The 21784-nt window shown below is 40.4% G+C and carries 20 protein-coding genes and 1 riboswitch; of the genes, 4 read left to right on the forward strand and 16 right to left on the reverse strand.

All coding sequences use genetic code 11. The annotated features are described in order from the left end of the window. Positions 1 to 47: 47 nt before the first annotated feature. Positions 48 to 1022 carry an HTH-type transcriptional regulator CysB gene (gene cysB / locus L2672_RS16550; protein WP_248996956.1) on the reverse strand — a complete coding sequence of 325 codons (975 nt, stop codon included), beginning with the start codon at positions 1020 to 1022 and terminating at the stop codon, positions 48 to 50. 396 nt (positions 1023 to 1418) lie between these two features. Between cysB and L2672_RS16555 the strand changes: the two genes are divergently transcribed. Then, complete coding sequence (locus L2672_RS16555; protein WP_248996957.1) at positions 1419 to 2201, forward strand: hypothetical protein; 783 nt, start codon at positions 1419 to 1421, stop codon at positions 2199 to 2201. Positions 2202 to 2296: 95 nt separating this feature from the next. On the opposite strand, the gene trhO is transcribed toward L2672_RS16555, so the two are convergent. Then, positions 2297 to 3331, reverse strand: a complete 1035-nt coding sequence (trhO, locus tag L2672_RS16560; protein WP_248996958.1) for an oxygen-dependent tRNA uridine(34) hydroxylase TrhO — start codon at positions 3329 to 3331, stop codon at positions 2297 to 2299. A gap of 279 nt (positions 3332 to 3610) precedes the next feature. Between trhO and L2672_RS16565 the strand changes: the two genes are divergently transcribed. Beyond that, positions 3611 to 4273 carry a glutathione S-transferase gene (locus L2672_RS16565; RefSeq protein WP_248996959.1) on the forward strand — a complete coding sequence of 221 codons (663 nt, stop codon included), beginning with the start codon at positions 3611 to 3613 and terminating at the stop codon, positions 4271 to 4273. 112 nt (positions 4274 to 4385) lie between these two features. Further along, on the forward strand, positions 4386 to 4586 hold the full coding sequence (locus L2672_RS16570; protein ID WP_248996960.1) for a hypothetical protein: 201 nt from the start codon (positions 4386 to 4388) through the stop codon (positions 4584 to 4586). A 31-nt stretch (positions 4587 to 4617) separates the two neighbouring features. Here L2672_RS16570 and L2672_RS16575 read toward each other — a convergent pair whose 3' ends face one another. The 9 genes from L2672_RS16575 to hinT all read right to left on the reverse strand — a co-directional run bounded on the left by L2672_RS16575 (position 4618) and on the right by hinT (position 12512). After that, the gene (locus tag L2672_RS16575) at positions 4618 to 5166 is read right to left on the reverse strand and encodes an NAD(P)H nitroreductase (protein ID WP_248996961.1); all 549 of its coding nucleotides are present in this window, start codon (positions 5164 to 5166) and stop codon (positions 4618 to 4620) included. Positions 5167 to 5271: 105 nt separating this feature from the next. Beyond that, complete coding sequence (locus L2672_RS16580) at positions 5272 to 5868, reverse strand: HvfX family Cu-binding RiPP maturation protein (RefSeq protein WP_248996962.1); 597 nt, start codon at positions 5866 to 5868, stop codon at positions 5272 to 5274. 181 nt (positions 5869 to 6049) lie between these two features. Continuing rightward, on the reverse strand, positions 6050 to 7168 hold the full coding sequence (locus tag L2672_RS16585; RefSeq protein WP_248996963.1) for a phosphotransferase: 1119 nt from the start codon (positions 7166 to 7168) through the stop codon (positions 6050 to 6052). Beyond that, entirely contained in the window at positions 7161 to 7835 is a 675-nt protein-coding gene (pnuC, locus tag L2672_RS16590) for a nicotinamide riboside transporter PnuC (RefSeq protein ID WP_248996964.1), read from the reverse strand. Before pnuC ends, L2672_RS16585 begins: the two co-directional genes overlap by 8 nt. 8 nt (positions 7836 to 7843) lie before the next feature. Continuing rightward, positions 7844 to 8104, reverse strand: a complete 261-nt coding sequence (locus tag L2672_RS16595) for a hypothetical protein (RefSeq protein ID WP_248996965.1) — start codon at positions 8102 to 8104, stop codon at positions 7844 to 7846. 95 nt (positions 8105 to 8199) lie between these two features. After that, on the reverse strand, positions 8200 to 10407 hold the full coding sequence (locus L2672_RS16600) for a TonB-dependent receptor (RefSeq protein WP_248996966.1): 2208 nt from the start codon (positions 10405 to 10407) through the stop codon (positions 8200 to 8202). Positions 10408 to 10466: 59 nt separating this feature from the next. Next, positions 10467 to 10599: riboswitch (TPP riboswitch) on the reverse strand. A 155-nt stretch (positions 10600 to 10754) separates the two neighbouring features. Continuing rightward, positions 10755 to 11147 carry a YcfL family putative periplasmic lipoprotein gene (locus L2672_RS16605; RefSeq protein WP_248996967.1) on the reverse strand — a complete coding sequence of 131 codons (393 nt, stop codon included), beginning with the start codon at positions 11145 to 11147 and terminating at the stop codon, positions 10755 to 10757. Between the two features lie 13 nt (positions 11148 to 11160). Beyond that, on the reverse strand, positions 11161 to 12159 hold the full coding sequence (locus tag L2672_RS16610; protein ID WP_248996968.1) for a PaaI family thioesterase: 999 nt from the start codon (positions 12157 to 12159) through the stop codon (positions 11161 to 11163). Further along, the gene (hinT, locus tag L2672_RS16615; protein WP_248996969.1) at positions 12159 to 12512 is read right to left on the reverse strand and encodes a purine nucleoside phosphoramidase; all 354 of its coding nucleotides are present in this window, start codon (positions 12510 to 12512) and stop codon (positions 12159 to 12161) included. Before hinT ends, L2672_RS16610 begins: the two co-directional genes overlap by 1 nt. Before the next feature lie 160 nt (positions 12513 to 12672). Here hinT and L2672_RS16620 point away from each other — a divergent pair, with 160 nt between their 5' ends. Beyond that, positions 12673 to 14433 (forward strand): M61 family metallopeptidase, encoded by a 1761-nt coding sequence (locus tag L2672_RS16620; RefSeq protein ID WP_248996970.1) that lies wholly within the window; start codon positions 12673 to 12675, stop codon positions 14431 to 14433. Between the two features lie 47 nt (positions 14434 to 14480). Here the strand turns inward: L2672_RS16620 and L2672_RS16625 are convergent, their stop codons facing one another. The 5 genes from L2672_RS16625 to nirB form a co-directional block, all read right to left on the reverse strand. Then, complete coding sequence (locus L2672_RS16625) at positions 14481 to 15107, reverse strand: LuxR C-terminal-related transcriptional regulator (RefSeq protein WP_248996971.1); 627 nt, start codon at positions 15105 to 15107, stop codon at positions 14481 to 14483. Between the two features lie 288 nt (positions 15108 to 15395). Continuing rightward, complete coding sequence (locus L2672_RS16630; protein WP_248996972.1) at positions 15396 to 17204, reverse strand: bifunctional protein-serine/threonine kinase/phosphatase; 1809 nt, start codon at positions 17202 to 17204, stop codon at positions 15396 to 15398. Between the two features lie 68 nt (positions 17205 to 17272). Continuing rightward, entirely contained in the window at positions 17273 to 18739 is a 1467-nt protein-coding gene (locus tag L2672_RS16635) for a NarK family nitrate/nitrite MFS transporter (protein ID WP_248996973.1), read from the reverse strand. 9 nt (positions 18740 to 18748) lie between these two features. Then, complete coding sequence (gene nirD / locus L2672_RS16640) at positions 18749 to 19075, reverse strand: nitrite reductase small subunit NirD (protein ID WP_248996974.1); 327 nt, start codon at positions 19073 to 19075, stop codon at positions 18749 to 18751. Then, complete coding sequence (gene nirB / locus L2672_RS16645) at positions 19072 to 21678, reverse strand: nitrite reductase large subunit NirB (RefSeq protein WP_248996975.1); 2607 nt, start codon at positions 21676 to 21678, stop codon at positions 19072 to 19074. The genes nirD and nirB overlap by 4 nt, the downstream gene beginning before the upstream one ends. Between the last annotated feature and the right edge of the window lie 106 nt (positions 21679 to 21784).

The following is a 21784-nucleotide window of genomic DNA, read 5'->3' on the forward strand; positions in this document are numbered from 1 at the left end:
ACCCAATAAAAAATCTCGCCTTGGCGAGATTTTTTTTGGGTTAGCCATTATTTTATTGGTAATTCCATATCGGCAAACATTTCATCAATTAACTGTTGGTCTCTTAAACCAACGGCTTGCTCAACCACTGAACGCGTTAAATGTGGTGCAAAATGTAAGATAAAGTCGTACATGTAACCCCGTAAGAAACTGCCTCGTCTAAAACCAATTTTTGTAGTGCTATGGGCAAATAAGTGGCTCGCATCAATGGCAACAAGATCTTTATCAATATTGGCATCAATAGCCATAGACGCTATCACTCCAACCCCTAACCCTAAACGGACATAAGTTTTAAGTACATCGGCACTGGTAGCACTAAACACAACCCTAGGGTCTAGACCTGCACGGTTAAATGATTTTTCAATTTCAGAAGCCTTATCGAAACCAAATACATAAGTTACTAATGGATATTTAGCGAGTTCTTCAATACTCGGTTTAACCATTTTGGCCAGTGGATGATTTCTGGCAACAACAATAGAGCGATTCCAGTGATAACAAGGCAACATAATTAAGTCACTGTATAAATGCATCGCTTCTGTTGCAATAGCAAAGTCAGCATCGCCTCGCGCCGCCTGCTCACTAATCTGGCTAGGTGTCCCTTGATGCATATGCAAGTTAACTTTTGGGTATCGTTTAATAAACTCCTGAATAATATTAGGTAAAGCATACCGCGCCTGCGTATCGGTTGTCGCAATATTTAGCTCACCCTGATTAGGCTTGGTATATTCTTCAGAGACTTTTTTAATACTTTCAACTTTACCCAAAATATCATTGGCGATTTCAATAACTTGCTGACCTGCAGGCGTAACATGAGTTAAATGCTTACCGCTTCTGCCAAATATTTGAATGCCCAACTCATCTTCTAGCATTCTAACCTGCTTACTGATCCCAGGTTGCGATGTATAGAGGTTTTCAGCCGTTGCTGACACATTTAAATTATGTTTAACCACTTCGGCAATATATCTTAATTGTTGTAGCTTCACGGCAAATATCCTTGCAGTTTTTAAAAGTATACCTAGAATTTTATTAGCCGATTTCAGGCCACCAAGTATAACCAAACGTTATACTTAACATAAAATGTAATGTAATTTGGAATATATGACAAGTGAAAACGACTCATAATGTCTGCTTGAAGAATTTAATATTGATTTATAAAGCACAAGGAATTGAGCTCAAGCAAACAACTAATCGATAACCATATTGATGTGAAAAAGCGCATATTAATAAACAAAAGGACTTATTTTTCAACGACAGTCCGGTGAACTTACGCTAATATATGGGTAATTTAGATTTAACAGTAAATTATATAATAAAGTTAATGATACCTGTGCCGTAAAATCTCATAGCATAAGTATCTATTACGACAAGATGGAAACCCTATGTCCCTTATTTTTATCCTACTGCTTATTGGTGCCTTATTACTGCTGATTATTGGCTACAGCATAGTGCAGCAGCAAAAAGAACGTGCAGAAGCTGAGCGCAGACAAGAAATCGCTCGCCAAAAAGCCATCATTGATGAAACTGAAGCAGTGTTAGCTAACACTGGGATTGCATCATGTTCAAGTCATATTATTTTGGTCCTGTATAAGCGTATTCAGGATGCTATTCAACAGTCAATGACATTTGCTTCTGGCCAAATTTTAGCGGATTATCAACGACGCCTAAGTGATTTAACTGCACAAATAAATACCCTAGCAGGTAGTCCACCTCAAGTTCCACCGGTTGAAAATTTCCGCTTACCAGATAACGATAAACAAGTACTTGAGTTAGTCAGAACCCTTAAAAAACTCAAAGCGATATTACGAGCAGAACACAATAAAGGTAAGGTAGACCCAGCGATATTCAGCACTGAAGAAAGCCGCATTGACAGTTTACAACAACGAATTAATGTTGAATCAATGATTACCCGTGCTCGTGCAGCTTGTTACATGAAACAGTATGGATCAAGCAAACAAATGGTCACAAAAGCATTATCAACCTTACATTTAATTAAGGCTCAAACTCCTAATGATCCGTTTATTAGCCGTAAAGTTGATGAAGCCAAGCAACTACTTGATGAAATAATGGGAGCTCAAAAAAGTGCTGGACCTAGCTCACCTAAACAAAACAAAAGTGATGACGATGATTTAGACATGTTGTTCCAACCCAAGAAGAAATGGTAATAACCTCCTTAGTCGTCATTTAGCTTATAGCACAATAAAAAACGGTAGCCAGATAGAACTCTGACTACCGTTTTTTAATGACTCATTTTAAACAACTAGTGTTGATTGTCGTCTTTAACCTTCTGAGCCAATTTTTGTTGTCTTCTTTTTTCCATAACCTGCTTAACATCGCTGCCAATATGGGCCTCACCACGTTGCTTAGCAAGTTGTACTTGTCGTTCACGCTCAATAAAGCGTTGGCGCTGTTCATCTGAAATTTTATCAATACAGTGCGGACAACTTACGCCTTGCACATAAGCTGGCGACTGTTTTTCAGCTTCTGTAATGGGCATTCTACAGGCATTACACTGATCATACTGGCCTTTTTCTAAAGCATGATTCACCGCAACACGGTTATCAAATACAAAACATTCACCTTTCCACAAACTTTCTTGCGGCTCGACTTCTTCAAGGTATTTTAAAATTCCCCCTTCTAAGTGATACACCTCTTCAAAACCTTGCTCTTTTAAGTAAGCAGTCGATTTTTCACAACGTATGCCACCAGTACAAAACATGGCTACCTTTTTGTGCTTGTTAGGGTCGAGGTTTTCTTTCACATACTTAGGGAATTCACGGAATGTTTCTGTGACAGGGTTTACTGCATGTTCAAAAGTACCAATTTGAACTTCATAGTCATTACGGGTGTCGACAAGAAGCACATCTGGATCTGAAATTAACGCATTCCAATCTTTTGGTTTTACATAGGTCCCAACGACTTTACGCGGGTCGATACCTTCCACACCCATGGTGACAATTTCTTTCTTTAATTTAACTTTGGTGCGGTAAAACGGCATTGCTGCGTCAAAAGACAGTTTAGTAACAATATTATCTAAACCGGGTTGGTTATCTAACCAAGCCAACAGCGCATCAATTGCAGCGTGGCTACCTGCAACCGTACCATTAATTCCCTCACTCGCAAGCAGCAAGGTCCCTTTTACATCATGTTGTTCCATCACCGCTAATAAAGGCTCACGAAGTGATTCAAAATGCGTTAACGATACAAATTTGTAAAGCGCACATACGACAACATTTTCTACAGCCGATGTATTATTAGGCTCAACTTGACGAATATTTTTGGTAATTTTAGACATATTATCTCCGCTGGCTGGAACTTAACTTCCAGTGCATAGGCAGGCCAAAAGTGACCAACCTCTAAAAAATGGCGGGAATTATACCTAAATCACACAGTAAAAACAGTTTTTATTGTTGCAGTTAATCGAGCCTACAAGATATTTAGCGAGTAATGAACATAAGGCTTAAATCGACAAAAATATCTGAAATTTAACTACTTACGTTGAGTATATATCGCTGAGTTGTTAATATCTCACTTTGTAATGTCTCACCTAAACTCATCAAAATGGAACATCTACATGGTTTTATACAGCTTTCGTCGTTGTCCTTATGCAATGCGCGCAAGACTTGCACTACATTTGAGCCAACTGAATCCACAGATACGTGAAATTGAACTGAAAAATAAACCCAGTGAAATGCTTGCTGTATCCCCTAAAGGGACAGTTCCAGTTTTGGTCAATGGTGACGATGTGATTGATGAAAGCTTAAACATCATGCGATTTAGTTTATTACAGCATCCCAATCCTAATTGCGAATACTTAACTCAAGCACAGTATCAAGTTCTGCTACAAAGCATTGAAAACGCTAGCGCCAATGAGCTAATAAAACGCCATGATGAAGAATTTAAAGGTTGGTTAGATAAATATAAATATGCCGATAGGCACCCACAAATGAGTCAAACTGAGTATCGATTACAAGCCGAAGCTTTTATTCAACAATTAGAAGATAAGCTGCTTGAAAATGAGTATCTATTTGCCGCTAGCCCAACCTTTGCAGATTTTGCCATTTTTCCGTTTATCAGGCAGTTTGCCAATGTTGATCCTAAGTGGTTCAATAATAGTCACTACCCTAACGTTATTAACTGGCTTTTAAAGTTAGTTAATAGTCAACTTTTTGGGCAAGTAATGACAAAATACCCGTTATGGCTGGATAAAAAACAGCTGACAAATCTAAAAAATTAATAAAACTGACAATAAGTCAACATTTTGATGGATATTTGCTTAATTTAGCTGCATATTGCAAATTATCTATTACGCTTAATACAGTCATTGCTAAACGCAAAGGAAAAATGACATGAACTATATGGATATAACACTAGCCTTGTTACTTATAGGCTTGTTTTTACTACACATAATGTTTTGCTACCGAGCATTAACCACAACCGCCCACATTAGCAATATAAAACGCTGGTTTTGGGGCGGAGTCAGTCTGTTAATGGGGCCATTAGGCTATTACGTGTATCAAAACCTTCTACCACTAGAGTCGTTAGAATAAGCTGCTTATTCAACTATTTGAAGCAGAGCCGTTATAAATAACGGCTAAATTGCTTACCGGGTTTTAACGGTTTAATTGGTGCAGTTAGTGTTGGTGTGCCGATATACAAAAATCCAATAATTTGATCTTCTTCCCCTAAACCTAATCCTTTATGAACCTGACTATCAAATGCAAAGTCTCCTGTACGCCAAACCGCACCTAACCCAAGCGTAAAAGCGGCTTGTTGCATCGCCATAGTGGCACAACCTGCTGCAAGGTGTTGTTCAAAAACAGGGACTTTAGGGTGTTGTTGAGTTTTAGCTACAACGGTGATCACCATCGGTGCTCTAAAAGGCATTTTTGACGCTTTTTCTATCATAGCTTCATCACATTGTTTAAGTTTTGCGGCTTCAACAAATATATCTGCTAAACGCCCTAACCCTTCATCTTGAGCAATAATAAACTCCCAAGGTGTTAATGCGGCATGATCAGGTACACGAGCCCCGGCATTTAAAATAAATTCAACTTGTTCCGCCGTTGGGCCTGGGGTGGTCAATCTTGGGCTAGATTGACGAGTCAGTAATAATTCAGTGGCTTTCAATGTCTTATCCTTTGTTATTTTTTTGGAATAATAACAAATATCCCACTAGTTTAGTGGGATATTTTGATAAAAAATTAACGGTGTCGTTGAATGAAATTAGCCTATTCAGCTTTTACTTAAACGTGCATGAACATAGTAATCAAGGCTAAAGTAACGTCCACCGCCTAAGAATAATAACGCTAGCAGCATAACAAAGTAAGTCACAGCAAACTCAATACCATTATTTAGAATCACAAAATTACCTGAGCTTGTTAGCCACTCATAATTGCCGTGTTGCTGTAATATTGTTTTAGCCGCCGCCAGCTTTTCACCCGCCTCAATCACGTTTTCATTGGCTAACCATGAGCTTGAATCGGCTATCGCCAACCAGCCTTTATCCCAATGTACAGCAAAAGCCGCAACTAACATGGTTACCATCATAGGAATAGCAACAAACCGAGTCGCCAAACCAATAAGTAATAGTATGCCCCCAACGAATTCTGTTCCGGCTGCAAGTGCCGTCATTAATTCAGGCATAGGTAAGCCTAAGCCCCAATCGGGGTTACCAAACCATGCGGCAGTATCTTCAAAATGCGACAACTTATTATAGCCAGCTTGAATAAGCACGGGGGCAAGATAAACTCTTAATGCTAGCGGCGCTAAACCGTCAAAGTAAGTAAGCTTTTGTAATAAACTTTGGTAGAGGGAGAAAAGTTTTTGCATGACATGTCCTTTGAAATTAACCCATTTATGATTCGCGCGTTTAATTCGCCGTTGCTAGCTAATCATAGTGTACTTAACTCAAAAGACCTGAACACTGCGTATTTAATTTCAAACTATCCATCATTTTCTAACCCTAGCTTGGCTAACAATCACTAACCTAAAACCCCTATTACAACAGAGGCTAGATTGACGATAAATCAATTAGCTCAAAATAGTGTTCAAAATAATCAAGATATTCAAAGCGCCCCTTTGATGCTATCAATAACGTCCACATACAGGCAAATACCCAATAACAATTAACAGCGTGATCTACACATTCAATGGCTTCAGTCGTTAATTTAGGTGTCGGTTGATTAAATTGCCAATTAAAATAGCGGCTTTTTAAATAGTTAACTTGCTCTGCAGACAATTGATGGGTCGCTATAATCGTCGCTAAATCGAATAAAGGATGACTGGCGGCAGAATATTCAAAATCAATACATACAAGGGCTTGTGTATCAATAGTTTCGTTTGAAGCAACATCTATGGGGTTGATTGATTGAAGTAATACATTAAATGGCGTCAAATCTCGATGGCAAAAACTGAGATGCAGTAAGCATGCATCCAACGCCTTAAACCATAAAAGACAGTGTGGTGTTATCTGTTGCAGTTTTTGATAGCACTTTAGCCAGTCATCTTGATGATTTGACTTGTCTCCACCGACGTTATCAATGGGTGCGTGCTGCACAATAGACTGGTAATAATCCGCTAATGTATGTTGATACTGTTGCCATTGTTGTTGATAACAAACATGCTTTTGAGGCAGTGGCAATTGCCCTAGCTGTGTTAATAAGCTCAGCAATAAATCAACGGGTTTTGTGGTGCTAGAAAACAAACTTAGTGTCTGTTTTCTATACGTTTTTGCCCCATACTCCTGATAATACTGCTGCCATTGTGTATCTTGTTGGATGTATTGGCTCAAGTACACTTCAAAGCCTTGGCTATGAAAATACAAACGCGGGGCAATATTCTGTGCAGCAGCTTGTTGCCATGCAAAAACTTCGTCTTCTCGGTGACACCAACTGGCCTGATTATCATTCACTCGTAACACAAACGCTTGCGGAAAATCAGTTATGGAGGTTGCTGTCGGGCAGTACAATACAAAGTTTTGATTACTTAACCCTTCGGTTAAGCACTCTATTTTTTGACAATAAGAGACTAAATGTTGATAAAGCGTTGACGGTAGTTGCTCACTAAGCAAGGTATTTACCGCATCGGGTAATGCGGTAAATACCGGGTATGTTTTCAAATTGTTACGCATTGCGCATCGCAGTGGTAACAGAACTTCGTGATTGATCTTCTGCCAACCAAGCTTTTCGCCACATGAAATACCCGACCAACGCCATCACCACATACATGACAAATAACGCCGTGGTTAGCATTAATCCTTTTTGAAAATAAAGGTAAATAGACAAGGTATTAATGACGACCCAATAAAACCAATTTTCAAGCACCTTTTTAGCCACTAAATAGGTGGTCATCACTGCAAAACAGGTGGTAGCAGAGTCAAGATATGGAAATGAAGCTTGAGTAAAGTTTGCCATAACATAACCGACAATAATGGAAATAACAGCCGTAAAGGTAATCAATAGTACATGGGTATTGAGCGACCAACTAATAATAGGTGACCCAGCGTCATTGATGTGATGCTCTTTACCGTCTTTAGGTTGTTGCATCCACAACCAATAACCATACACTGCCATCGCCATGTAATAGATGTTAAGTAACGACTCCATTAATAACGACACTTTCCAAAATAACACGGTATAAATAGCGGTGCTGGCAAAGGCCGCTGCCCAACACCAAATATTGGTACGCATTGCTAATGCTAAATAAGCAATGGCCAACACTACAGCAATGGCTTCCCAAAAAGTCATTACTCCGACTTCATTAATAATTTGTTGAAATGATTCTGTTAGTTCCATCATGACAATGATTACTCAGAATGAGCTAGGTTCAATTCACCGCCAATAAACTTACATACAAAAACCGCTTTACCCCATTTTTCATGGGCGGCTTTCATTTCTATCGCAAGCATAGACATAACATCTTCATACTCACCACACACTTGTGTCGCCATTGCGTTAGTAACGCGTTCAATATTGTTATAACTATCCACTCGACCAATAAACCATTTAATGGGGTCTAAATAGTTTTCGTTAAATGGATACATGCTTATTTCTGCAGTTAACTTCATATTGCTACCTTAAAGTAAATTGCGACACCTCTGTTATGGTGTCGCGATTAGTTAGCGCTTCCCTGCTTAAAGCTCAGTGTCACACCGAGCGAAAATTACATAAATTTATAATCAAACGTAATACCCACCTGACGCGGATCGCCATAGCGGATATATTGCTTATCAGCCCAATCTAAATCAGGTTCGTTTCCAAAGTAAAAGCCTCGTACGCCGTATTTTTCATCAAGTACATTGCGTCCCCAAATATAAGCTGACCAAGTTTGAGTTTCATAGCCTACACGAGCATTAACCAAGGTGTAAGGCTCAGACTTTGATTCATTACTGTCTGAGTAATAAAAATCACTTTTACCGTTGGCATTGACATTAACAAACCAGCCAGAGTCTGCAAAATAGGTCATACCCAAGCTGTAAGTAAAGTTAGGCGAGTGGGCTAATTCACGTCCAGACAGGTCAACCGGATTACCGTATTTATCATTGTAGGTGTATTCACCATATTCTGTTTCTAACCAACCAAGGCTACCATATACCTGAATGTTTTCGGTGGCATACCAGTTCGCATCTAATTCAGCACCGTAATTGCTCGAACTTCCGGCATTTTCAGTAAATAATAGGAAACGTTGTGGGTTTACAGGGTCTTGAATAGAAGCCGCAACTTGCTGATCTTGTCTGTCCATATAAAACAGCGCAAAGTTACTGTCTACATTGCCATTTAACCAAGATGACTTAATACCAAACTCATAGTTATACAGAGTTTCAGTATCGAACTCTTTTTTATCGCTTAACTCTGGCGGTAGGGTCATATTAAAGCCACCCGCTTTATAACCGCGAGCTACTTTAACGTAGGCATTGTGATCCGTATTAATCGTTTTAGACAAGGCAATATGACCACCCCACATGCTTTCAGAAGGCTTAAAATAATCACCGTTTGAGTCTGAGTACTCACTATCACGACGTTCAAAACGAATCCCAGTTGATAATAAATAGTCATTGCCTAGTTGGCTATCTAATTGGCCAAAAATAGCATAATTTGTGGCTTCATACTCAGACTGTAAAACTTCATCAGGCCAAGTGTTATATTCTGAATATAAGTCATTGTCTTCTCTCAAATTCAATGCGTAAACCCCCACTAACCATTCTGTTGTATCATTGAATAGTTTACTGGCTTGAGTCGATGAAAAGCGGAACTCTTGAGATACGGTTTTACGCTGACCTTCTTTGTCCCAAATATAATCATAAACACAAGGTTCAGAACCAATAACGTTCCAGTCTTCGTCATATTCGTTACAGGTTTTTCCTTCCCAGTACTCAGGATTAGCCCAGTCACCGTCATAGGCGTGTTCATGATCTGTTTGAGCAAACGACGTTAATGAGGTTAACACAAAGTTTTCAGCCCCTGTGTAGGTAAACTTTAGCCCTGCGCCAGTGGTTTTTTGATTATCAACGCCAGGTTGGTCAGTTAGGGTGTCAAAGCCGTTGTTATCTAATGTCCAAACATCATAACCATTGTCATAGTTAGCATGTAATAAGGTTAAATCAGCCTGTAAATCATCAGTAGCATACCAACGTAATTTAGCGCGAGCGGTAAACTCGTCACGCTTATTGGTGTCATCTCGACCTAAGTAGGTATTATTTCGAAAGCCATTTTGATTGTGTTTTTCTAGTGAGACACGGTAAAGCAATTTGCCACTATCGGTTATTGGGCCAGAGCTAAAACCAGCAAAGCTTTGTAAGTCATCATCACCAAGGCTTGCTTCTAACCCATGTTCAAAGGTATCGGTTGGGTCATTACTTTTTAAATAAATAAGCCCTGCTAACGCATTAGCACCGTATTGAGTCCCTTGTGGCCCCCTTAATACTTCAACTTGTTGCATATCATACATGCTCGACACCATACCTAAACCCGATAAGTCGATGTCGTCAACAATAAAGCCAACAGACGAATTTGGCGCACCTTGGTATTGCTCTTGCTCACCTACACCACGAATTTGGAAGTATTTGGGTCTAGAACTGCCACCAGACCAATTAAAGTTAGCAATACCATTTAGAATATCTTCAAAGTGCTGTGCACCTTCATCTTCAATTTGCTGAGCATCAATCACCGTCACACTAGAAGGCATTTTGTCTAAACTAATATTACTAAAGTCAGCATTAACAACAATCACTTCCATTTTTTCAGTTTCTGGAGTTTCTGTAGTAACAAGTTCATTAGCCGCTGAGGCCGAACTAGCATAAAGCACAGAAGAGATTGCCAGCGCGATCGTGGAGGATGAAAAAATTGATTGATTTGATTTTAAAGAATACATAGGACCTCAAATATAAATTTTGAGATCCGGCAGATAGCGATAAAGAAGTGCACGTCCATGAAATCGAAGTAGCCCATTCCTACGCCGGTATTAGCCGGATCAGGTTCTAAGGGTTCATATTTAAATGTCTCAGTTCACCACAAGTAACGTTAAAATAACGTTAGCAGTAGGTGAACACCCCTTGGCGGCGTCGATTATATATTAATTTTAATTTTGTAACAGGCAAAAGGCGGACTTTTTGCCAATAAAAAGCCAAGCAACCGCTTGGCTTGTTGATACATCGATAGTAAAACCCAAGTGAAGCATACTATTCTCCAGCTCGGCTCAACTGATTTGTATACAAAGACTTAGTTAGAAAAAGCTTTTCTGACGTAAACTTCAAATCGGCTGGCATTGGCGTTTGGAGCTACCCCAGACACTTGTATTTGTTGTTTACCATGCAACTTTAACGCTTTCCAACTGCTCGCTTCATCTTCAATGGTAAAACCCGCAGCGTCATACCAAGTAAACTTATATTGTAAGCGTAAGTCTGTGGCCACTAAACTGTTGATTTGCGCTGCGCCTTGTAATAAGTCAGCCGACTGGCGAGCATTGACATTACTCACAGAGACTTCTCTAGCAAAAGTATTATTATCGACTCTGACTTCACCTTGAGAATTCACCGCAATACCCGCAGTGTGGTTAGCACAACCGCCTAGTAGCATTGCCGCAGTAAACATAATACACGCAAGCTGTTTCATAATAAGTCCTTAATTATTCAATTAAAAAGTGGGCGCGAGCCGTTGCAATTAACTGCTTTCTGTTGGTTTGCCAACAGTTAATACTGACATTAGCAACCCTGCGTCCTTGACGGGTAATTTTACATTCTGCAAAGGTGTCTTTGTGCAAGCCGGCACGCAAGTAATCAATTGAAAAATCAACAATTTTAGGTACTTTATTGGCTTGCATAAATACCATTAGCTGCACAATGGCTGACATTTCCATAAACCCAGCAATCACCCCTCCATGAATTGCAGGTAAAACAGGGTTACCAATGTTGCCATCTTTAGCGGGTAGCTTAAACACCATTTCATCACCAAAGCGTGAAACAGACATGCCAATAAATTGTGAATAAGGCACTTTATCTAATAAATAAGAATAATCATTTAATTCAATGGCACGCTTTACGACATTTTGCACATCAATAGATTGAGGCTCAACATTATTAGCTTGAGGCACATTTAGTGATGTTTCTGGCTCATCGATATGATTAATAGGTGGCTGATTACCCATTAACGCTTGGCGAAACTCTTCACCCACCATTTCTGGACTGATACGCATAAATGAACCTACGGCATGAGCAATAGGCTCATCAATACTATCTTGATAAGCAATAGCACGAGTAAACGCGACCGTTGATGATAACCGATAACACTCAGCAAACGCATAAACCGCTTTATTTGGCTCAGCGGGCTTCATGTAATCGACTCTTAAGTCCAGTGTAGGAGATATTTCAAGCGACTGGTACTTGTTCAAAATGGCACACACCACCGCCGAACCACAAGTGGTGTCAATAAGGGTAGTGATCACCCCGCCGTGAATAACCCCAGTATCAGGATAACCAATAATGTCTTCACTATAGGGCAACTTCACCAATACATGATGTTCGCTAGCCTCTTGCACTGAAATATTTAAACGTCGGCATTGGGCTAGCTGATTAACAAACCGCTTAGCAACGTCTGTTAATGGGAAAAAATCTGGATTGAATTGCATTAGCCTTTACTCAACATAGGGCCAAGTGGTTTACCGCCCACTAAATGAAGATGGATATGGTAGACCTCTTGTCCACCATGCTTATTACAATTCATGATTAATCTATAACCATCTTCAGCTATACCTGCTTCTGCTGCTAATTTTGCTGCAACCGTCATCATACGGCCCAACGCTAACTCATCTGAGGCTTTAACATCATTTGCCGTGGCAATTAAATGGTTTGGAATAATCAAAATATGAGTCGGTGCTTGAGGTGCAATGTCGCTAAATGCAGTGACTAATTCATCCTGATACAAAATATCGGCCTCAATCTCTCGGCGGATTATTTTGCTAAAAATTGTTTCTTCGGCCATGTTATTGTCCTTGTTGTTCTTCACTGAATCGTTTGGTTAAGTTTATCTTATTTTTCAGAAATTATAATGCTGATTAAGGGTTTTTAGTGCTGGTTGATTGCTTAAACAACACATTTTTGGCAGCATGTTTGCTTTCTTACCCAGACTTAATGGACACGTTATGCATCATCATATTTATGCTTCTGATCCCAAAGCCCATTTATTCTCCATCAAAGCATCATTAACTAACGCTGCGCCACAACAAATATTTAGTTTACCTGCCTGGTTGCCGGGCAGTTATATGATTCGAGACTTTGCCAAAAACATTATTGATATTCAGTTTTATGATGAACAGCAAAATGCTTTATCTTTTGAACAGTTAGACAAGCAAACATGGCGAGTTAACAACCAAGGAGCTTGCATTACCATTTGCTATCAAGTCTATGCTTGGGACTTGTCAGTCCGCACCGCACATTTAGACACAAATCATGGTTTCTTCAATGGGAGTTCTGTCTTTTTAGCGGCTAAAGGCCTAGAACACTTACCGCAACGAGTTACCATTGCGCCGCCCGCAGAAGAGGCGCTATCTGAATGGAAACTTGCCACCAGCATGAATAGAACGTCGGGCGAGCAATTTGGTTTCGGTGAATTTGAAGCGTCTAATTATCAAGATTTAATTGATCACCCTGTCGAAATGGGCGACCTCACCATTGACACTTTTATGGCGGCAGGAGTGCCACATGACATCGTGCTCAGCGGCAAGCATCGAGCCTGTATGGCTAGATTGAAAAAAGATTTAACTGCCATTTGCGAATATCAAATACAGCTATTTGGCCCCCCAGCACCATTTGAGCGTTATGTGTTTATGACCACCGTGCTCGATAATGGCTTTGGCGGATTAGAGCATAAATCGTCAACAGCATTAATGTGTTCTAGAAACGATTTACCGAAATCAGAAACGGCTGAAGTCAGTAAAGGCTACCGCACCTACTTGTCACTTTGTAGCCATGAATATTTCCACAGTTGGAATGTAAAACGTATAAAGCCAGCAGAGTTTACCCCGTTCGATTTATCTCAAGAAAGCTACACTCAACAACTTTGGGCTTATGAAGGTATCACCTCATACTTTGATGACTTTTTAACTTACCGCAGTGGCTGTGTTGATAAACAAAGCTATTTGACATTATTGAGTGAAACCATGACCCGCGTTTATCGTGGCAAAGGTCGATTTAAACAAAGCCTAACTTCATCTAGCTTTAATGCTTGGACAAAATTCTATAAACAAGATGAAAACGCCGCCAATGCAATCGTCAGTTATTACACTAAAGGGGCGTTATTTGCCCTGTATTTAGACTTAACCATTCGCCTTGAAACTCAGGGAGTCAAAAGCTTAGATAACGTAATGCAGCAACTTTGGCAGCAATATGGACTCACTGAAATCGGTACCGACAAAACCAGCCACCAACGTATTGTTGAATCCATTTTAAACCGACCATGTGATGACCTTTTCAGTTATTTGTATAACACCCAAGACTTGCCTTTAGCACCTTTGTTAGAACAAGTTGGCGTACAATTAAGCTTTAGATCTAGTCAAGGTATGACAGACACTGGCGGTGATAGTGTTAACGGTTATGACATTGGCTTTGGTGCCAAATACAAAGTAGAAGGCATAGGGCTTAAAATCCTTACCGTTGCGCAAGATAGCCCTGCACATCAAAGCGGCTTAAGTGCCGGTGATGTATTAATTGCGGCTGATAATTTACAAGTAACGGCTAAGTTTGAACAGCTATTGCAAGACTACAGTGTTGGTGAACAAGTTGAATTACATTGGTTTAGACGTGATGAACTAATGAAAGGATTACTGCCTGTTAAATCTGCTGAAAAAGACACTGCGGTATTAACAATTATTGATGAGCAAAAAGCCGCAATTTGGTTAGATTAAGCAATTATTTTGCCCCCAATACCCAATGTTGGGGGCTAAAAATTGCGTTAAACAACCACCTCATGCATATGAGTTTGTGCCCATGCAATGGCTTGGCCTCTGCTAGATACCCCTATTTTTCTAAATGCCCGATATAAGTGAGTTTTAATGGTCGACTCACTGACAAACAACTGATTCGCAATATCTAAGTTAGTACTTCCTGACAATAAAGCTTGTAATACTTCTCTTTCACGAATCGTCAATTGATCTTCTTCGTCGGTATCATTTTGAACGCTTTTGTACAGTTCTTGAGGTATAACACTGCCGCCTTTGAGGATTTTTGTTAACCCTGTGCTAATTTCAGCCAAGTTAGCATCAGAATAAAACACTCCTGAGGTAATCGCACAATGAATTAGAAACTTAGCATCCATTTGTTTAGGAAAATTGATAAATACTGTTTTCACGTCACTATATTCACGATCTATGCATCTTTGCAGTTGATAAGCCTGCTGAAGATCAATGGTCGCAAGATCAAATATCACTAATGAATTTTCATGTTGTTCAAGCGTTTTAGCCATAGTGCTAGGTTGAGCACTCACTAATTTCACCAAAAACTCTTGCGGCCACCGGCAATCAAGCAAATCTATCAATAAGGTTGACCTAGAAACGATCATCCAGTTTGCAACTTTAAACATATAACACTCCATGTAATTTGCTCTTAAAGTAGAGCTTAAACTGTTTAAGCTTTAACAACTGTATCAAGCCAATCAATGCATAACAATTAGCCTAATGGGTGCTTATGTACTTAAAGTTATACTTTTGTACTACACAATCGTTAAGCAGACACAGATTGGTAGCCATGATCTAAGTGACTGTCTAACTCATTTTAGTTGATGTTTTTTTGTTCAACCAGTGAGGCGGGATTTTTAATTGATTAACTTCAGGCAGAGATTTGACTCCCTGCCTATAAGTTCACATTAAGTTTATCCAGTAACCAGAGAAGCGACCAATGCAATAAACAGCATAATTGATACAACCTGCCAAAATTTAACTGGGTCTTTATCAATAATTGGCACAGTGGTTTTACTGACTTTATTCGGCTGTGGAGTGGTTAATTGGTGAATAAACTCACAGCTGTCGGCTTGTCTAAAGGAGGCCTCAATACTCATGGCTTTTTTCAACACCGCATCAATCCACTCGGGCACCATAGGGTTTAGCTTATTAACACTAATGTACTCTATGGCTAAAAAGTCTTGTCGAGTGTGACATTTACACAATTGTCCTTTAAAAGGTAACTCACCGGCTAACATTTCAAAGGTGATCACCGCCAACGAAAACAAATCTGCACGGCCATCGGCTTGATAACCCAGAATCACTTCTGGCGCGGTGTAATCTGCTGTACCTAAAATATTATCGCGGGTTAATGGCGTAGTAATTTCAGCAATGCCTTTGATATAACAGGAACCAAAATCGATAATCTTAATATTGCCTTGCTTAGTGACAAAAATATTGTCTGGTTTTAAATCTTGATGCAGGGTTTCGCGACGATGAAACGCCCTTATGCCTAATTCAATCTGCTTAACTAAACGAATAACCTCTTCAACAGCGGCCTTTTTATGCTGGGTTAACCATTCAGCTAAACTCACCCCATCTAAAAACTCAGTTAAGTAATACAAGGCTGATTTAGGCCTATTATGCTCTGCCACTTTGACGACATAATTGTTATTAATCCGATTCCCTACCCAGCTTTCAAGCATAAAGCGTTCAATATAGGCGGCATCGTCTATATAGTTCACCGAGGGCGTTTTCATACAAAATGCACTGCCAGCTTCGTTAATAACACGATAAACCTGACTGCGCTGCGACTGATGAATAATATGGGTTACTTGATAACCATCAAGCTTCATTCCCACATCTAGCGGAGGGGGAAATGGTTTACTGGAAAGCTTTTGATAAACATCGCCAATGTCTTGTGTAGGCAACGCAGCCACATACAGCAGTTGGACACTTAAATTATCATTACTTTGTGCATTTAACGCAGTATCAATTAACTGCAGGCAAAACTGCTCACATTGTTCATCAGTTAATTGTGGGTGTTTTTCAATATACTTGGTTAAACTTCGGCCCAGTTCATAGTCAGTTAACACATCATGAATGCCATCTGTGGTGAGTAAAAATATATCTCCCACTTCAAGTGCTACTGACTTGTAATCAACATCAAGTTTAACGTCCATCCCCAAAGCACGGGTTAGATAATGCTTACTTTCACTTACCGTAGTGCTGTGATCGCGACTTAGCTTAACCAACTCACCCGCTCTTAAACGGTACACACGCGAATCACCCACATGCAGCATATGGGCAGTACAAGACTTAAAAACTAAAGCAGATAACGTACAAACATATCCTCTACGGGCATCGCGATAATCTTGGCCTAAGCCGTATAACCAGCGATTTAAGGCGGTCAACACCTTATTACACGAGGTTTGCACTCCCCAAGTATCTGGAGTGGAGTAATAGTCACTTATAAAGTTACTGACACTGATAGCCGAAGCTTGTGCACCACTTTCTGCGGTACTGACACCATCACTGATCACCGAGACTATGCCCTTAGTAGACAACATCAACCCAGAAGGGATTCGAATCCCTATGGCATCCTCATTAGCTTGTTTACGGCCTTTTTCTGACGCTTGACCTACATGAATCGTTAATGGATTGGTTACATTAGTCACCAATGCCTCTTCTACCAAAGCGGCATTTTTAGGTGAGTCTTGTAAAACAGATGATGTTTGCATATTCATATATCCAATGACGAAAATAGCGAGGTCTTAGCCTCGCTGTTTTAAAGGCGCCAAATAACACACTAGCTTACGCTAATTAAAGTCACCTCACCTTGTTCATTTACTTCTGCAATATGGCCTTTTGGCTCTGCCATAAATAACAAGGTAATAAAACCAAATACCGCACTAGTGGCAATAACGTAAAAGAAAGTTTGGGTAGAGACTATAGAGTAAACGGTTAAAAAGAACACCGCACCTACATTACCATAAGCACCTGTCATGCCAGCAATTTGCCCTGTTAAACGACGTTTAATTAAAGGCACTGCAGCAAATACCGCACCCTCACCACCTTGGACGAAGAATGAACATGCCATCACCACAACCACAGCAATGGGTAATCCCCAGCTTGAGTCAATTTGCGCCACCGAGAAATAACCAATAGCCAAGCCTGCGGTTAAAATTAACAAGGTAACTTTACGGCCAAATCGGTCACTTAACCAACCGCCACCTGGACGCGACATTAAATTCATAAAGGCGTAACTAGAGGCAACCATACCCGCTTGTGCCATACCTAAACCGAAAGTTTCGGCAAAAAATAAAGGCAACATAGACACCACTGCTAATTCAGAACCAAAAGTGGTGAAATATAAAATATTCAGTACCGCCACTTGTTTGAATTCATAACGTTCAAATTCAGGTACTTCTGCCACAAATACGTGCTTATTCACTTGGTAGGTCTGATAAAAATCAACACAAAACACCAACACTAATGCGGCATATATCAACAAGGTTGTTTGCTGGGTAAACATGCTGACACCGGCAGGCGATAATTTCCAAGCCAGTAAAGCCAACGTGGCATACATAGGGATTTTCATGATAATTAGCAGCACAAAATCTTTTTTGCTAGTGACCTCTAAGCCACCAGCTTTTTTAGGTTTAAAGTAGGTAGACCCTTTTGGTGTATCAGACACATTAAAGTAATACACAAAAGCAAACAATAAGCTCATTAAGCCTGTTAAGCCAATGGCAAAACGCCAACCATTTTCACCACCAAAAGCTAACGCAATAGCAGGCAAAGAAAATGCCGCAGCAGCTGAACCAAAGTTACCCCAGCCACCATAAATACCCTCGGCAGTGCCTAACTCTTTTGCTGGAAACCACTCACTAACAATACGAATACCAATCACAAAACCAGCACCAATAAAGCCAATTAAAAAGCGTGCTAATGCTAATTGCTCAAAACTATCCGCTACCGCAAACATAAAACACGGTATAGAACAAACCGCTAACAACACCGAGTACGTTAATCTTGGGCCGTATTTGTCGGTCACCATACCAATAATGATACGTGCTGGAATGGTGAGCGCTACGTTTAAAATCAGCAAGGTTTTGATTTGTGATTTGGTTAAGCCCAAGCTGTCGGCAATAACACTCACTAATGGTGCGGCGTTAAACCACACCACAAAAGTGATGAAAAAAGCCATCCAGCTTAGGTGTAATACTTTCATTTTTCCGCTAAATGAAAAAAGCTTAAATTTATCTGCACTCATAGCGACGTATTACCCCTTGGCCAGCACAAATACTTGGCCTTGCTCTGTTTTAACTTCAAATGGTGTAGCTTGCAGATTGGCATCTTCTATACATTTACCTGTCGTTAGGCTGTAGTGTTGCTTGTAGATAGGAGAAGCGACACATAGCTCCCCTTCCATCTCACAAATAAGCCCGCGAGCTAATACCCCTACACCAGTGACAGGGTCAGTATTTTCTAGAGCAAATAAGCCATCTTTACCTAGATTAAAAATTGCTACCGCTTTACCTGCAACCCAAGCAGCAATACCTGTACCTTGTGGTAAATTTTTCTCGTCACCTACGTTTACCCAGCTCATGCTACTACCTCCTCAGAATTTGTTGTGCTTTGCTCATCTGTAATATCGCGAATAGCGATGTTGCCCGCGCCTGCATCTTTAATAGCAGGGAAGCGTTGATCGCGGATTCGTTGATAACCACTATCATCGCTTTCAGGCGCAGCGTCTGGGTTAATAAATTCATTAAAACGAGCCAAATATTCTGGCTGTTCAAGACTGGTTTTCCACTCACATTGATACGCGGCAACCACTTCATTCATTTGCTGTTCAAGCTCGGCATTGAGCCCTAATGCATCGTCAATCACCACTGACTGTAAATAAGCTAGGCCACCTTCTAACGAATCCATCCAAGTTGAAGTACGCTGTAATTTATCGGCAGTTTTAACGTAGAACATCAAAATTCTGTCTATGTATAGGTAAAGTTCTTCGGTGGTTAAATCGGTAGCAAATAAATCACCATGGCGAGGACGCATACCGCCATTACCCGCAACAAATAAGTTCCAACCTTTATCTGAAGCAATAATACCTATATCTTTACTTTGCGCTTCGGCACACTCGCGGGTACAACCCGATACCGCAAACTTCAATTTATGCGGGCTGCGCAGTCCTTTGTAACGATTTTCTAAATCAATGGCTAAGCCAACAGAGTCTTGCACCCCGTAACGACACCAAGTACTACCGACACAGGATTTAACCGTACGTAACGACTTACCATAAGCATGACCCGTTTCGAAGCCAGCATCGATTAGCTTTTTCCAAATTTCAGGTAATTCAGATAATTTAGCGCCAAACATATCAATACGTTGGCCACCGGTAATTTTGGTATACAGGTCATATTCTTGGGCAATTTCGCCCATGGCTATCAACTTAGCTGGGGTAATTTCGCCACCCGCAACACGAGGGACAATTGAATATGTACCGTCTTTTTGAATATTACCTAAGAAGGCATCATTGGTATCTTGTAACTGCACATGGCCTTTGTCTTGATTTAAAACATAGTGGTTTTTCAAGCTAGCAAAAATAGATGCTGCTGCAGGTTTACAGATATCACAACCATAGGTATGACCTTGCTCAGATGGTTTACCATGTTTAGTTATTAAGGTATCAAAGTCTTCAATGCCTTCCACTTGGCATAAGTGATATAAGGCTTGTCTGTCATGGTCAAAGTGAGCACAAATACCCGCATTAAAGTCTAAACCTTCAGCTTGTAATGTTTGATCAATAATTTTTTGCACTAATGGCGCACAACCACCACAACCAGAGGCAGCGCGGGTACATGACTTAATTTCAGCCATTTTATGATTACCCGCTTTAACCGCTTCAACAATGTCACCTTTAGTGACTTGGTGACATGAGCATACAATAGAGGTGTCTTTTAAGTCAGCTTCTGATTCAGCACCTGCAAGTAATAATTCAACTGCAGAACCTGCAATTTCATCTTGAGATAAATACAAATCTAACAAACGGTTATAATCGCTGTTATCCCCGACTAATACGGCACCTTTTAAAAATTGACCACTTTCGTCTAACCATAGTTTTTTGTAAATACCGGTTTGGTTATCAGACAATTCAACAAACTGGGCGTTATCAAAACCACGGCTAGCGCCAATGGCAGCAACATCCACCCCTAATAATTTTAATTTGGTGCTCATATCTGCACCAACGAATGCACTGGGCTTCACATCAGATACCGCAGAAGCAATATGAGAAGCTGCAACTCTGGCCATTTGGTAACCTGGGGCAACTAAACCAAAGATTTTTTGCTCCCATAAGGCACACTCACCAATGGCATAAACATCTGGCGCAGACGTTAGGCAGTAGTTGTCAATTTGAATCCCGCCACGTTCGCCAATATTAATTCCAGCAACACGGGCTAATGCATCTTGCGGGCGAATACCTGCCGAAAATACAATCATATCGGTTTCTAGGAAGGTATCATCATTAAAGGTCATACGATGCAGCGCAGATTCGCCATCAATAATAGCGGTAGTGGCTTTAGAGGTATGGACACTTACCCCTAGCTCTTCAATCTTGCTGCACAATAACTCACCGGCTTTATCATTTAACTGTACTGGCATTAACTGAGGAGCAAACTCAACAACGTGGGTTTTCACCCCTAACTGCTTCATAGCGTTTGCCGCTTCAAGCCCCAGTAAGCCGCCACCTACAACAACACCTACTTTACTATTAGCTGCAGAGGCTTGAATAGCTTCTAAATCTTCAATGGTGCGATAAACCAAGCATTGGGCACGGTCATTACCTTGAATCGGAGGCACAAACGGGAATGAACCGGTAGATAAGACTAAACGGTCATATTGATACTCATCACCAGCAGCGGTTACCAATGTTTTGGTTGCGGTATCAATATTGGTCACCTGAGAGTTCAAGTGCAAAGTAATACCCCAATCAGCATAATCTTGAGCACTTGTTAACATTAATGGCTCAGCACTACCTGTTTCAAAATACTTAGATAATTGCACTCTATCGTATGCAGGACGTGGCTCTTCACCAAATACATGCACATCAAATTGCTTGTTTAGTCCAAGACCGCACAATTGTTCAATAAAGTGATGGCCCACCATGCCATTACCAACGACCACTAACTTAGGTTTTGTGACTGCCATACTCGACACCTCCATGCTGGGTTTTAAAAAGCAAAAAGGCGCCAACTCCCTTTAAGGAGTTGGCGCCAATGCCATAATAAAACCCGGATTTTTAATTTAATTTTCT

It is taken from the genome of Shewanella gaetbuli (genome assembly GCF_023284065.1).
GTDB lineage: Bacteria > Pseudomonadota > Gammaproteobacteria > Enterobacterales > Shewanellaceae > Shewanella > Shewanella gaetbuli.

Excerpts from the sequence above, each read along its gene's own strand:
- L2672_RS16635 (WP_248996973.1), bottom strand. The coding sequence starts at position 18,739 with ATGAGTGCAGATAAATTTAAGCTTTTTTCATTTAGCGGAAAAATGAAA.
- L2672_RS16565 (WP_248996959.1), top strand. The coding sequence starts at position 3,611 with ATGGTTTTATACAGCTTTCGTCGTTGTCCTTATGCAATGCGCGCAAGA.
- hinT (WP_248996969.1), bottom strand. The coding sequence starts at position 12,512 with ATGGCCGAAGAAACAATTTTTAGCAAAATAATCCGCCGAGAGATTGAG.
- L2672_RS16570 (WP_248996960.1), top strand. The coding sequence starts at position 4,386 with ATGAACTATATGGATATAACACTAGCCTTGTTACTTATAGGCTTGTTT.
- L2672_RS16580 (WP_248996962.1), bottom strand. The coding sequence starts at position 5,868 with ATGCAAAAACTTTTCTCCCTCTACCAAAGTTTATTACAAAAGCTTACT.
- L2672_RS16620 (WP_248996970.1), top strand. The coding sequence starts at position 12,673 with ATGCATCATCATATTTATGCTTCTGATCCCAAAGCCCATTTATTCTCC.
- L2672_RS16610 (WP_248996968.1), bottom strand. The coding sequence starts at position 12,159 with ATGCAATTCAATCCAGATTTTTTCCCATTAACAGACGTTGCTAAGCGG.
- L2672_RS16595 (WP_248996965.1), bottom strand. The coding sequence starts at position 8,104 with ATGAAGTTAACTGCAGAAATAAGCATGTATCCATTTAACGAAAACTAT.
- nirB (WP_248996975.1), bottom strand. The coding sequence starts at position 21,678 with ATGGCAGTCACAAAACCTAAGTTAGTGGTCGTTGGTAATGGCATGGTG.
- nirD (WP_248996974.1), bottom strand. The coding sequence starts at position 19,075 with ATGAGCTGGGTAAACGTAGGTGACGAGAAAAATTTACCACAAGGTACA.
- L2672_RS16600 (WP_248996966.1), bottom strand. The coding sequence starts at position 10,407 with ATGTATTCTTTAAAATCAAATCAATCAATTTTTTCATCCTCCACGATC.
- L2672_RS16555 (WP_248996957.1), top strand. The coding sequence starts at position 1,419 with ATGTCCCTTATTTTTATCCTACTGCTTATTGGTGCCTTATTACTGCTG.
- L2672_RS16605 (WP_248996967.1), bottom strand. The coding sequence starts at position 11,147 with ATGAAACAGCTTGCGTGTATTATGTTTACTGCGGCAATGCTACTAGGC.
- L2672_RS16630 (WP_248996972.1), bottom strand. The coding sequence starts at position 17,204 with ATGCAAACATCATCTGTTTTACAAGACTCACCTAAAAATGCCGCTTTG.
- trhO (WP_248996958.1), bottom strand. The coding sequence starts at position 3,331 with ATGTCTAAAATTACCAAAAATATTCGTCAAGTTGAGCCTAATAATACA.
- L2672_RS16585 (WP_248996963.1), bottom strand. The coding sequence starts at position 7,168 with ATGCGTAACAATTTGAAAACATACCCGGTATTTACCGCATTACCCGAT.
- pnuC (WP_248996964.1), bottom strand. The coding sequence starts at position 7,835 with ATGATGGAACTAACAGAATCATTTCAACAAATTATTAATGAAGTCGGA.
- L2672_RS16625 (WP_248996971.1), bottom strand. The coding sequence starts at position 15,107 with ATGTTTAAAGTTGCAAACTGGATGATCGTTTCTAGGTCAACCTTATTG.